11 protein-coding genes and 2 riboswitches are annotated in these 13,050 nt (G+C 37.3%); of the genes, 4 read left to right on the forward strand and 7 right to left on the reverse strand.

The window, feature by feature from the left end:
- Window positions 1-15: 15 nt before the first annotated feature.
- Complete coding sequence (gene metH / locus NSQ40_RS21685) at window positions 16-3,414, reverse strand: methionine synthase (protein ID WP_098715699.1); 3,399 nt, start codon at window positions 3,412-3,414, stop codon at window positions 16-18.
- Window positions 3,414-5,246 (reverse strand): bifunctional homocysteine S-methyltransferase/methylenetetrahydrofolate reductase, encoded by a 1,833-nt coding sequence (locus tag NSQ40_RS21690; protein ID WP_006096011.1) that lies wholly within the window; start codon window positions 5,244-5,246, stop codon window positions 3,414-3,416. The genes metH and NSQ40_RS21690 overlap by 1 nt, the downstream gene beginning before the upstream one ends.
- Before the next feature lie 70 nt (window positions 5,247-5,316).
- Window positions 5,317-5,427: riboswitch (SAM riboswitch) on the reverse strand.
- Between the two features lie 202 nt (window positions 5,428-5,629).
- Window positions 5,630-5,742: riboswitch (SAM riboswitch) on the forward strand.
- Between the two features lie 70 nt (window positions 5,743-5,812).
- On the opposite strand from NSQ40_RS21690, the gene NSQ40_RS21695 reads away from it, so the two are divergent.
- Entirely contained in the window at window positions 5,813-6,925 is a 1,113-nt protein-coding gene (locus tag NSQ40_RS21695; protein ID WP_003200382.1) for a methionine biosynthesis PLP-dependent protein, read from the forward strand.
- Window positions 6,922-8,085, forward strand: coding sequence for a cystathionine beta-lyase (gene metC, locus NSQ40_RS21700; RefSeq protein ID WP_097786622.1), 1,164 nt, complete (start codon window positions 6,922-6,924; stop codon window positions 8,083-8,085). The genes NSQ40_RS21695 and metC overlap by 4 nt, the downstream gene beginning before the upstream one ends.
- A gap of 150 nt (window positions 8,086-8,235) precedes the next feature.
- Here the strand turns inward: metC and NSQ40_RS21705 are convergent, their stop codons facing one another.
- Entirely contained in the window at window positions 8,236-8,745 is a 510-nt protein-coding gene (locus NSQ40_RS21705) for a GNAT family N-acetyltransferase (RefSeq protein ID WP_003208508.1), read from the reverse strand.
- A gap of 396 nt (window positions 8,746-9,141) precedes the next feature.
- Between NSQ40_RS21705 and NSQ40_RS21710 the strand changes: the two genes are divergently transcribed.
- The gene (locus NSQ40_RS21710) at window positions 9,142-9,432 is read left to right on the forward strand and encodes an ArsR/SmtB family transcription factor (protein ID WP_000894376.1); all 291 of its coding nucleotides are present in this window, start codon (window positions 9,142-9,144) and stop codon (window positions 9,430-9,432) included.
- Between the two features lie 148 nt (window positions 9,433-9,580).
- Here the strand turns inward: NSQ40_RS21710 and NSQ40_RS21715 are convergent, their stop codons facing one another.
- Together NSQ40_RS21715 and NSQ40_RS21720 are read right to left on the reverse strand one after the other, a co-directional pair.
- Window positions 9,581-10,696, reverse strand: a complete 1,116-nt coding sequence (locus NSQ40_RS21715; protein WP_341286170.1) for a class I SAM-dependent methyltransferase — start codon at window positions 10,694-10,696, stop codon at window positions 9,581-9,583.
- Between the two features lie 8 nt (window positions 10,697-10,704).
- The gene (locus NSQ40_RS21720; RefSeq protein ID WP_258248291.1) at window positions 10,705-11,334 is read right to left on the reverse strand and encodes an MBL fold metallo-hydrolase; all 630 of its coding nucleotides are present in this window, start codon (window positions 11,332-11,334) and stop codon (window positions 10,705-10,707) included.
- A gap of 169 nt (window positions 11,335-11,503) precedes the next feature.
- On the opposite strand from NSQ40_RS21720, the gene NSQ40_RS21725 reads away from it, so the two are divergent.
- Window positions 11,504-11,677 carry a DUF2759 domain-containing protein gene (locus NSQ40_RS21725; protein ID WP_003200373.1) on the forward strand — a complete coding sequence of 58 codons (174 nt, stop codon included), beginning with the start codon at window positions 11,504-11,506 and terminating at the stop codon, window positions 11,675-11,677.
- 135 nt (window positions 11,678-11,812) lie between these two features.
- Here NSQ40_RS21725 and glcK read toward each other — a convergent pair whose 3' ends face one another.
- Window positions 11,813-12,793, reverse strand: a complete 981-nt coding sequence (glcK, locus tag NSQ40_RS21730) for a glucokinase (RefSeq protein ID WP_098158961.1) — start codon at window positions 12,791-12,793, stop codon at window positions 11,813-11,815.
- A 20-nt stretch (window positions 12,794-12,813) separates the two neighbouring features.
- Window positions 12,814-13,014, reverse strand: coding sequence for a YqgQ family protein (locus NSQ40_RS21735; RefSeq protein ID WP_016116335.1), 201 nt, complete (start codon window positions 13,012-13,014; stop codon window positions 12,814-12,816).
- Window positions 13,015-13,050 lie beyond the last annotated feature (36 nt).

The raw sequence follows: 13,050 nt of genomic DNA on the forward strand, positions 1-13,050 counted from the left end.
TCTCCCCCTTCTACACTATAGTACACTAAAATATCGTGCTTCGGGGTGAGCAAATACCATTGCCGTTACAGATGCTTCCGGCTCCATCATAAATCCTTCTGTTAGTGAGATTCCAATCTCCTCTGGCTGAATTAAGCGAAATAGTTTTTCTTGATCAGCAAGTTCTGGGCAAGCTGGATAACCAAAAGAAACACGAATTCCCTGATATTTTGTACGGAATCGCTCTTCCATCGTCATCTCCGGTGAATCCGGAATTCCAAAACGATCACGAATCAACATATGTGTTTTTTCAGCGAGTCCCTCTGCTAGCTCTAGCGCTAACGATTGAATCGCATGGCTACGTAAATAATCCCCTTTCTCTTTCCATTCTTCCGCAATATCACGCACACCTTGCCCCACTGTAACAGATAAAAAGGCGACATAATCCATTTCATCACCGACAGGACGTAAGTAATCCCCTAATGTACGGTACGGAGCTTTCCCTTGTCTTGGGAATGAAAAACGCTCTAGCACACGTGTACGATCTTCTGGATCATAAATAATAATAGTTTGTCCATCACTTTGGGCAGGAAAAAATTGATAAACAGCTTTTGGACATAGCCAAGATTGTCCTTCTTGTAATAATTCATCAATTAAATTGTTTAACTCATGCGCTCTCTTATCACCTTCTTTTAATAATTTTTTCACATTTCCTTTTAAACCAAGGTGATGACCAATTAGCATTTGCCTGTTTAAAAATGGTGCAAGATGTGAAACTGGAATATCACGAAGTACAACCCGTTTTGTTGAGTCCGGCACCATAACTTTTGCTTTCGGCAACGGTTCAATGACGGCTGGTTTCTCCACTTTTTTCTCCTCTTGTTTCACGACATGAATGTGGCGATTTTTTTTATCCTGTTTCATTTTTTCTCGTTCTTCTTCTTTTTGCAATCGATTGATAAGATCGAGTCCTGTCATCGCATCACTTGCATATAATACGAGTCCATTATAGGAAGGTGAAATACGGTTATCTGTAAACTTTCTTGTCAATGCCGCACCACCTACAACAATGGGAATATCAATATTTGCCGCTTGTAAATCTTCGGCAGTTGCTACCATTTGCTGCGCCGATTTTACTAATAATCCAGAAAGTCCGATAATGTCTGGTTTCTTTTCTTTTACCTCTTGCACAATGCGATCAGAGCGCACATTAATTCCTAAATTAACAATATCATAGCCGTTATTTGATAAAATAATCTCTACAAGGTTTTTGCCAATATCATGTACATCACCTTTTACAGTTGCTAATAATACCTTTCCTTTTTTCGCACTATCGCTAGATTCCATATAAGGCTCCAAATACGCAACAGCAGCTTTCATACTTTCTGCACTTTGCAATACTTCAGCAACGATAAGCTCATTGTTATTAAACAAACGACCTACTTCGTCCATCCCCATCATAAGCGGACCGTTAATAATATCAAGGGGCTTTCTTCCTTCTGTTAGTGCGAAACTTAAATCTTCATGTAAACCCTGCTTCGTTCCTTCTACAATATAATTTGCTAACCTTTCATCAAGTGTTAATGTTTCTTGTATGACCGCTTCTTTTTTCTTAGCAACCCGGTAAAAGTTCGTAAATTCTTCTAGTGTTTCTTTCGTTGTTTCGAATAATAGTGCATCTGCGAGTTCCTTTTCCTCTTCTGGAATGGATGCATAGCGCTCTAGCTTTTCAGTATTCACAATTGCGTAGTCAAGCCCAGCCTTTGTTGCATGATATAAAAAGACCGAGTTTAGCACTTCGCGACCAGCTGGCGGTAAACCAAACGATATATTACTTACTCCTAAAATTGTTAAACATTCTGGCAGTGATTCTTTAATAAGACGAATCCCTTCTATCGTCGCTGCTGCCGAACCAATATATTCTTCATCACCAGTTCCTACCGGGAAAACGAGTGCATCAAAAATAATATCGGATGGACGTATACCATATTTCTTCGTTAATAACTCGTAACTTCTCTTTGCAATTTCTAACTTTCTTTCTGCACTAACTGCCATGCCCTCTTCATCAATCGTTCCTACTACAATTGCCGCACCATATTTATGAAGAAGAGGTGTTACTTTCTCAAAACGCTCTTCTCCATTTTCTAAATTAATAGAGTTAATAACCCCTTTTCCTTGTATATACGTGAGAGCTTTTGCCATAACATTATCATCCGTTGAATCTATCATAATCGGAACTTTTAATACTTTCGTTACTTCTGCCAAAAAGTTCTCCATATCTTCTACTTCATCACGATCTGGATCCGCCATACAAATATCAATAATATGGGCATTTTTCTTCACTTGCGCCCTCGCAATTTCAGCAGCTTCTGCAAAATTCCCTTCAGCTACTAATCGCTTAAATTTTCTTGATCCAATAACATTTGTTCTCTCTCCCACAAATAATGGCCTCATAGAATCATCATATTGCAACGCTTCTAAACCACTAATACCGTGGCCTTCTCGTTCATGATTCTCACGTGGTTCAAGGGACTCAAGCGAAACTTTTATCGCTCGTATATGATTAGGTGTTGTACCGCAACAACCACCGATAATATTGATCCACCCTTCTTTAGCAAATTGTTTCACCTTTTCTGCAAGTGAAGTCGGTGACTCATGATAATGTCCATCCTCGTCTGGAAGACCAGCATTTGGATAACAAGAAATATAACACTCTGATAAGTCAGAAAGAGAACGAATGTGTTCGCGCATAAATTCTGGTCCTGTAGCACAGTTTAATCCGACAGATAATGGTTTCATATGCTCAATTGATAAATAAAATGCCTCGATTGTTTGCCCCGCTAACGTTGTTCCCATCGGTTCAATGGTTCCTGAAATCATAAGCGGAACCGTATGATTTGCTTCCGTAAACGCTTCCTGAATCCCTAAATACGCCGCTTTCACGTTACGCATATCTTGGCTTGTCTCTACAAGCAATACGTCAACGCCACCTCGTAATAAGCCCCGAGCTTGTCTCGTATAAGCTTCAATTAGTTCTTCAAACGTTACACCGCCTGTTACACTAATTGCTTTTGTTGTTGGCCCCATCGCACCTGCTACATATACTTCTTTACCACTCTCCTTTACCGCTTGCTTTGCTAAAAACGCCGCTCTTTCATTTAACTCTTCATCTAAATGAGATAGCTCATAATCATGCAATACGATATTCGTAGCACCAAACGTATTTGTTTCGATAATATCCGCACCCGCTTCAATGTAAGCTTTATGGATACCTAAAATAACATCTGGCCTTGTTTTTACTAAGTATTCATTACAACCTTCGTATTCTTCACCTCCAAAATCTTCTGCAGTTAAATCTGCCTGCTGAATCATCGTTCCCATCGCGCCATCTAATATTAAAATATCATGTTGTAATCTCTCTTCTATCGGTCTCATCAGTTGATTCCCTCTTTCACGTCTTGCTTTTCTTTCACATACTTAACGAGATTTTCTGTAATTTCATATTTCAAAAATGGCGTAATGAGATAAATACCGTTAAAGTATTTCATTGCGGCATTAATTAATTCCTGAGAAATACGAATTCCTTCTTCAATTGCAGACTCCTGCGTTTCATGCCCATCCATTCTCTGTCTTACTTCCTCAGGCAATGTAATGCCTGGCACCTCAAAATGAAGAAAATCAGCATTACGTTTACTTACTAAAGGCATAATTCCAATAAAAATTGGTTTTTCTAAATGTTTTGTCGCCTCGTATATTTCTTCAATTAAGGCTACATCGTAAATTGGCTGTGTTAAGAAATACTCTGCACCAGCTGCAATTTTCCTCTCCATTCGCTTCACCGCTGCTTTTAAATGTCTCACGTGCGGATTAAAAGCTCCTCCAACAGAAAACCTTGTCGCTGGACCAATGGATTTTCCTAAAATAGATCGACCATCATTCATTTCTTTAATCATTTTAATTAATTCAATAGAAGACAAATCATATACAGAAGTCGCTCCAGGAAAATCCCCCACTCGCGCTGGATCACCTGTTAAAGCTAACACTTCTTCCATTCCTAAAGCCGATAAACCTAGTAAATGAGATTGCAAACCAATGACATTATGATCACGGCACGTTAAATGCGTCAGTACTGGAATATCATGCTTCGTTAATAATGCCCCCATTGCCATGTTTGAAATGCGCGGGGATGCTAACGAATTATCTGCTAACGTAATGGCATCTGCTCCCGCTCTTTTCAATGCCCTTGCCCCTTCAAAAAAACGCTGCGTATCTAATGTTTTTGGGGGATCTAGTTCAACAACCACCGTTGTTTGCTTCTTCGCTTTTTCTGCAAGGGTAACATGAGTGCTAGCACGTTTTGTTTGGATATGAACTACTTGTTGTCTTTGAACAATTTGTTTTTCTGTAACAGGCGTTACATTCGCAATTACACGCTTCATCCCTTCAATATGTGCTGGCGTTGTACCACAACAGCCCCCTAACAAACGAATACCTTGTTCAATAAATTTCGGTGTCATCTCTTCAAAATAAGCAGGGCTTCCTTCATATACGTAACGTCCTTCTACATAGTTTGGAAGGCCTGCATTTGGATAAGCCGACAAATAACCATTTTTAGGAATCGATATCATTTTAAAAGCTTCCGTCATATGAAGCGGTCCTAACTGACAGTTTAAACCGACTACATTTGCACCGTAATCTAAAAGCTGCGTTAATATTCCATTTACATCATTTCCATTTTGCGTTGCGCCCGCTTCATGAAGCGCTAGCTGTGCAATAATTGGAATATCTGTTTGTTTTCGCAATACTTTCACTGCATGTAACAATTCGAACTCATCATAAAATGTTTCTAATAATAATCCGTCAACCTTTTCTTCTAATAATGCTCCCGCTTGCTCAAGTAGCATAAACTCTCGTTCCATATCAGTCGTTGTAACGGCCCCGATATGCTTCATCCCACCGATGGTCCCTAAAATGGCGTTCTTATCTGTTACGGCTGCTTTTGCAAGTTTAACCGCTGCTTTATTAATTTGGGTGACCTGATTTTCCAAACCATACATGCGTAATTTCGCTTCATTTGCACCATATGTATTTGTTTGAATAATATCTGCCCCAGCAGCTACATATTGTTTATGAATAGATATAATAAGATCTGGATCAGATAAGTTTAATTCTTCAAAACTACTTTGCAAACCATGAGAATGTAATAACGTACCAATTGCGCCATCACCGATAACAATTCCTTTTGATACTAAATCTAGAATTTTCACTTGTCTCCCTCTTTTCTATCAATATAAAAACCCCCTCTTCATCTTGAAGAGGGGGACATCATCAATCCTCCTCTTATCATGCAAAACAAATTGTTTTGCAGGTATTAGCACCGTTTCAAACATTTCGTTTGAAGGTTGCCGGGTTTCACAGGGCCTTTCCCTCCACCGCTCTCAATAAGAGTTTGTCTTTATTATTCATCTATGTTTTAAAAGGAAATACGTGTACCTTTTAACAATCTTTGTTAATTTTCTCATAAATTTAGCATGGGATAGACTAAAAGTCAATTGAATTAGCAGAAAAATGAAAATTGTTTAAAATAAAGTTGCAATTCAATTATCTTTTGTTGTAAAGTTAAAACCATAATAAAATTTCATACAAAATATTCTTATCTAGAGAGGTAGAGGGACTGGCCCTATGACACCTCAGCAACCATTAACACGTTCGTTAATAAGGTGCTAATTCCAGCAAATTGTGAAAAGATTTGACAGATAAGAAGAAGACTATATTCGCATGAAAGCCTTCTTCTTAGAAGGCTTTTTTTATTTTTATAAAGGAGGAATTTCACATGTCAACAATCGAAACAAAACTAGCACAAATCGGAAATCGAAGCGAAACTACAACAGGAACAGTTAATCCCCCTGTTTACTTTTCAACAGCTTATCGTCATGAAGGAATTGGAAAGTCAACAGGCTTTGATTATTCACGAACAGGAAATCCAACACGTGGTCTTTTAGAACGCGCAATTGCTGATTTAGAAGAAGGTGAACAAGGCTATGCCTGTAGTTCTGGAATGGCAGCTGTTCTTCTTATTCTTTCCTTATTCCGTTCTGGAGATGAACTTATCGTATCAGAAGATTTATACGGAGGGACCTACCGCTTATTTTCGGAACATGAGGAAAAGTGGAATATTCGATGTAGATACGTAGATACACAATCTATTAAACAAATAGAACAAGCTGTCACTTCTCAAACAAAGGCTATTTTTATCGAAACACCGACCAATCCATTAATGCAAGTCACTGATATTGCAGCTGTCGCAACTGTCGCAAAACGGCACGACCTACTTCTAATTGTCGATAATACTTTCTACACTCCTTATATACAACAACCATTAACAGAAGGCGCAGATATTGTCCTTCACAGCGCAACAAAGTATTTAGGTGGACATAACGATGTACTAAGCGGCCTTGTCGTTGCAAAAGGTCAGACACTTTGCGAAGCACTTGCCCACTATCATAACGCTTCTGGTGCTGTATTAAGTCCATTTGATTCGTGGTTATTAATTCGTGGTATGAAAACATTGGCTCTTCGTATGAAACAACATGAAGAAAACGCAAAAAAAATCGTTTCTTATTTAAATGGGGAGAATGGTGTAACCGATGTTTTTTATCCAGGAAGGGGCGGTATGATTTCATTTCGTCTTCGCGATGAAAAATGGATAAATCCTTTCTTACAATCTTTATCGTTAATTACATTTGCAGAAAGTCTTGGCGGGGTTGAAAGTTTAATGACATATCCAGCAACACAAACACATGCAGATATCCCAGAATCAGTGCGTATAGCACGCGGGGTATGTAATCGTCTTCTCCGTTTTTCCGTTGGCATTGAAAACGGGGATGATTTAATTCAAGACTTAAAGCAAGCTATTAAACATGTAAAAGAAGGTGTAAGAATATGAGTTATTCGTTAGATACACTCTTACTTCATAACCAATATAAACATGATTCACAAACAGGAGCTGTTAACGTTCCCATTTATAATACATCGACATTTCATCAATTTGATGTAGATACCTTTGGAAAATACGACTACAGTCGCTCTGGGAATCCAACACGTGAAGCACTTGAAGACATAATCGCTTTATTAGAAGGGGGAACAAAAGGATTTGCCTTCGCATCTGGAATTGCAGCGATTTCTACTGCCTTCCTCCTTCTCTCGCAAGGCGATCATGTTCTCATTTCAGAAGATGTATACGGGGGAACATATCGCATTGTAACAGAGGTTCTGTCTCGTTACGGTGTTTCACATACATTTGTTGATATGACAAATGTAGAGGCAGTAAAACAAAACATTAGACCAAATACAAAAGTCTTTTACATTGAAACACCATCCAATCCATTATTAAAAGTAACCGACATTCGTACTGTTTGCGAATTAGCGAAATCTACCGGAGCTCTTACTTTTGTTGATAACACATTTTTAACACCACTATTCCAAAAACCACTCGAACTTGGAGCAGATGTGGTTCTCCATAGTGCGACAAAGTTTATTGCCGGTCATAGTGATGTTACAGCTGGATTAGCAGTTGTAAAAGATGATGAACTCGCTAAAAAACTCGGCTTCCTGCAAAATGCATTTGGCGCTATATTAGGCCCACAAGATTGCTCTCTCGTTCTTCGCGGTCTGAAAACATTACACGTACGTCTCGAACACTCAGCAACAAACGCGAATAAAATTGCTCTTTATTTACAAAAACACTCGAAAATTCAGAATGTGTATTACCCTGGATTAGAATCACACCTTGGCTATGACATACAGCACTCACAAGCACAAACTGCCGGTGCTGTTTTATCTTTCACGTTACAATCTGAAGATGCTTTGCGAAAATTTTTATCACAAGTCAAGCTTCCTGTATTTGCAGTAAGTTTAGGAGCTGTGGAATCCATCCTCTCCTATCCTGCAAAAATGTCACATGCAGCATTATCACAAAAAGCACGCGATGAAAGAGGTATTTCTAATTCATTGCTCCGTTTATCAGTTGGCCTTGAAAATGTAGATGATTTAATTACCGATTTTGAAAATGCACTTTCTTTTGTAGAGGAACCTGTGAATGCATGAGAAAATTCCCATCTGATATAGAAATAAAATGTTTCACATTATAAAAAAGGATAGACCAAGCAAATTACATTCGCTTGGTCTATCCTTTTTTATTACGGTACTCAGGATTTACCACCATAAACTCATCATATGCACTTAGGTAAAGTCCCTCTATTGAAGATAATAAGCCATTAATGTATCCTCTCCATAAGAACCATCTTCATATTTAATTTGTTTCCGTTGTCTACCTTCTTCTATAAAACCAGTACGTTTGTATACTTTAATAGCCCTATCATTAACAGAAACGATCCCTAAGCAAATTTTTTCTAAACCTTTCTGCTTTTTAGCCCAATTAACAAGAAATTTTATTAATTTGGTACCGATACCTTGATTGCAACATTCCTCTCTGATACCCATTCCCATTGTTCCTACATGTTTTAAGCGTTCTTGTTTGTAACGATTGAAAATCAAAAAGCCGACTACTGCACCTTCCATCTCACTTACTATATAAAGATTTCCATCCTCAACAGTTTTCAATATTTTTTCTCTTTCTTTATTCACATTATCAGGTATTTTATTTGGAGAAGATATAAAAAACTTTGTCGTAGCTGCTGATAAAATGATTTCCTTTCTAATAGCAATAAATGATTCAGCATCAGATTCTTTTGCTAATCGTATCACATCATCACCACTTATCTTTTTTCAGTAAACCTTCAGGAAAGTGAAAGTGTTTTAGGAAATGTATGTTATGATATGCCTTCTTTTCATCCAAAATTATATTCTATAGAAACATATAAAATCTCTTTTTCTTATTATTTTAAAAATTTTGTATATTAATTGAAAGAATAACAAAATCGTGATAAAATTGTGTTACAAATGTATCTGTATATTCACGATTTTTAACAAAAAATACTGTGTTACAAAACGTACAAATTTTGCAAAGTTATTTACATCATGTTCTCTTTTCTTACAATTTCTTTACTTTAGAACATTTTTTCTGCAACAACTATTTTCTTTTCTTTAGATTTTTGGTATGTATAGTATGGGTATAACAGCTCGCATGGAGGTGGAAAAAACATGTTAGAAACCTTTCAAAAGGAATTAGAACTATACGAAAATAATGCAGAATTACTGAAAGTTCTTGCTCACCCTGTTCGTTTATGTATTGTAAAAGGATTGATCGAACGCGGTCCAAGCAATGTTTCGACAATGTACACAGGATTAAATATGCCACAATCCACAATTTCACAACATTTAGCGAAATTAAAAAGCGCTAAAATCGTTTCTAGTGAAAGAAAAGGATTGGAAATTTACTACAAAGTAGAAAATGAAACAATTATCCAACTTGTTCGTGTATTACTAGGTTAGGGGTAACCAAACAAAAAGGACGTATTCTATATTTTCTATCTCATATCTTTAATATAAATATATATCATGAGAGAAAATATACAATACTACATATCCTAAAGTCGTATCAAAAAACAAGACGCAGAATCATTCTGTGTCTTGTTTTTTTCTATATATGTAAATAATGCTTTAAATCAAAATGTGGCATTCCTTTTTTTTGCATAACAACATCAAAAGCATCGCTTATTCCCCCATGTAAAATCATAGAACGAACCGCTCGATTTTGTTTCTGTTTCTCAGAAAAAGGATCGGAATCTTGATGACTAACAAGTTGTTCTAATATACCTGCCGCAAGTAAAAACCCCCTTTGTTTTGTATGCCACACTGTATGAAGACTGCTTTCTTCTCCTATTTTCTTCAATTCATCCCAATGAATATGCGCTGTAATATCCATTTCACCTGGATAATTCAGAGGGTTCTGAATGAGCCTATGGTCATAATATCCCCTTAGACTCCCTTCATGATGCGCAGGATGCATCCACTCCGCCTTTGTATATCCATAATCAACCGTGATGAATAAGCCTTCCTTGAGCCATCCTATAATCTCTTGTAAATAGGTTTCCATTGCTATTGGTACTTCAAAGCGCTGTCCTTCATAAAGCTCAATCTTATGTCTTCGTAAATAGCATCGTATTACTTCTTGTTCTAACGGCCGCAATACTTCTGTAAGTTCCCGCTGCTCCGTATACGTAATACGAACTTCATACAAAATACCAGCTCGCTTCTCTATCACTTCAACAGGAAACGCATCAAACAATTCGTTTGAAAAAACGATTCCTGTAAAAGACTCCCCTAATTCCTTATAGGACTTGTACTGCGAAATATTTTGAAATGAACCAAGTTGACGTTTTTGCAACCTTCTATGAAAAGGACTCACTTCAATAATAGAATATCGTAACCCTGTATAGGTTACTGGAGATAACTGTTTCCATTCCTGTAAAACATCATAAGCAAATCTCCCTGTTCCCCCTCCAATTTCACAAACATTCGGGGGGATCTCTCCATTTTGGACAAGTCGAATAAAAAAACGAGCGAACGTCCTTGCAAATACCGAAGAAATATTACTACTCGTAAAAAAGTCACCATTTCTTCCGATTTTCTCACGTTCTTTCATATAATATCCGTACTCCTCATCATACAGTGCAAGGTTCATATATGTACTATATGAAATCGAATAATCCTTTTCTTTTTCCATCCATTTTCTTAAAACGAGCTCCATCCCTATATAGCTCCTTATTGTAAAAACGGATTATTTTCTTTTTCGAAACCAATATTTGTTTCTGGACCATGTCCACATAATACTGCTGTGTCATCTGGCAGTACAAATAATTTTTCTTCAATGCTTCCAATTAATTCTGCAAAACTTCCACCTGGTAAATCTGTTCGACCAATACTCATTCGGAATAATACATCTCCTGAAAATACAGCATTTGCCTCTTTGCAATAATATGAAATACTGCCTGGAGAATGCCCTGGCGTCTCAAACATTTCAAATGTAAAAGATCCAATCGTTAACATTCCTTCGCCTTCAATAATTTGATCAGCTGGTTTCGCTGTAATACTTCGATTCATCATAAAAATTTGCGAACCATTTACAGTCGCATCTCCTAACCAATCCACTTCTTCTTTATGTACATATACTGGGATATGAAAAGCATCTCTCACAGCATCAACTGCACCAATATGATCGAAATGAGCATGTGTTAATAAAACAGCCAGCGGCTTTAATTGTTCTTCTTGTAAATACGTTACAAGCTTTTCTCCTTCACTACCTGGATCAAAAATAATACATTCTTTTTGATCATTACTTAAAATATATGCATTTGTTTGTAATGGCCCTAATGGCATTTGTATCCATTTCATTTTTAAATCTCCTCCAGTTATTGAACTTACTTTTATGATACAACATTTCTTCTCCTTAGGAAAAGAAACGATGCTATCTCGACAATCATTTCTAAAACATGTACAATAAAAAAGAAGAAATATTGCAAAAACTCAAACGAAAGAATGAGAGAGCAGAGGGGGATCATATATGGGTCTTGTTATCATTTTTGCGCTAGTCACTCTGTTAGCTGTATTCGCAACCCTTAGAACGTTACGTGAAAAAAATTTACTAGCAGGCGGTTTTGCTGTTGCAACTGTACTTGTTTTTGGTTGGTTTACAGTCATGACTGTCCTTTATAGCGGGTACCCACCAGCTCATTAATTCACTTACAGTTCTATTTCCCATCAAGATTTTGCATAAAAAAAGAGGAAGGGATCTCCCTTCCTCTTCTCATTATTTTGCAAATACCCGTAGTCTCATCTTAATTCCGATTCGCCCTGACTGATTCTATTCTTTTTACTTCATAACTTCATATTTATGCTTCTTCACAAGCCAAGCTCCACCAATTACACCAGCATCATTCCCAAGCGTTGCAATTGCTAGCTTCGTGCTCTTAACAGCACGAGAAAATGCATATTGTGCAAAATAGCGCTGAATTGGTTGTAACAATGCATCACCAGCTTTAGATACACCACCGCCAATTACAATCTTTTCTGGATTTAACGTACTAGAAAGATTTGCTACAGCTAACCCTAAATAAGAAGCTACTTTTTCTACAACTTGTTCCGCTAAAGCGTCACCTTGTTCAAGCGCTTCAAATACATCTTTAGATGTAATACGTCCCTCTTCTTCTAACATAGAGTGAAGTATGCTTGGTTCATCTGTACCTTGTAATTTTTGCATAGCAACACGTACAATACCTGTTGCTGAAGCTACTGTTTCTAGACAGCCAGATTTCCCGCAGTTACAAGGAAATCCATTTTCTGTTACGACTGTAATATGTCCGATTTCACCAGCAGCACCACTTACACCGTGCACGATCTCACCATTTGCAATTACACCGCCGCCAACACCAGTTCCAAGCGTCATACAAACTAGATCTTTTGCTCCCTCACCAGCACCTTTCCACATTTCACCAAGCGCTGCTAAGTTTGCATCATTATCAACCACAACAGGTAAGCCTGTTTCTACTTCTAATAAATCTTTTAATGGATAGTTTTTCCACCCTAAATTAACCGCTTCATAAATCATACCAGAAGCGACATGCACAGGTCCAGGAGCGCCCATACCAATACCAATTAGCTTGCTCTTTAATTCTCCTAGTTCTTCTAACTTTTTATCAATTGCTTTCGCTACATCTAATGTAATATGTTTGCCTTGCCCACTTGTATTCGTTGGGATTTCCCACTTATGTAAAATTTCACCATAAACATTGATAAATGCTAATTTAATCGTTGTCCCGCCAAGGTCAACACCAACTAACCACTTTTCTTCCATTTTTGCTAACCTACCTTTATCTAATTCTTGCTCATCTCTTTTTGAATCTCTTGTTTCAATAAAAATAAAGCTGTTTGATAGTCTTTTGGCTCAATCAACTGTGATTGATTTAATTCACGCAATTCATCTTGCATTAATTGTAAATCAGCGATTCGATCACCTGTATAAATGATTGTTCCAAATTTTTTTAGCAATTGCTGAATATCATAAATTGATATCATTTCATCACCCTCTATGTCCACTTATTATGGAAATAT

Origin of the sequence: Bacillus sp. FSL K6-6038, assembly GCF_038050455.1 — a bacterium.
In the GTDB taxonomy this organism is placed as follows: domain Bacteria; phylum Bacillota; class Bacilli; order Bacillales; family Bacillaceae_G; genus Bacillus_A; species Bacillus_A pseudomycoides.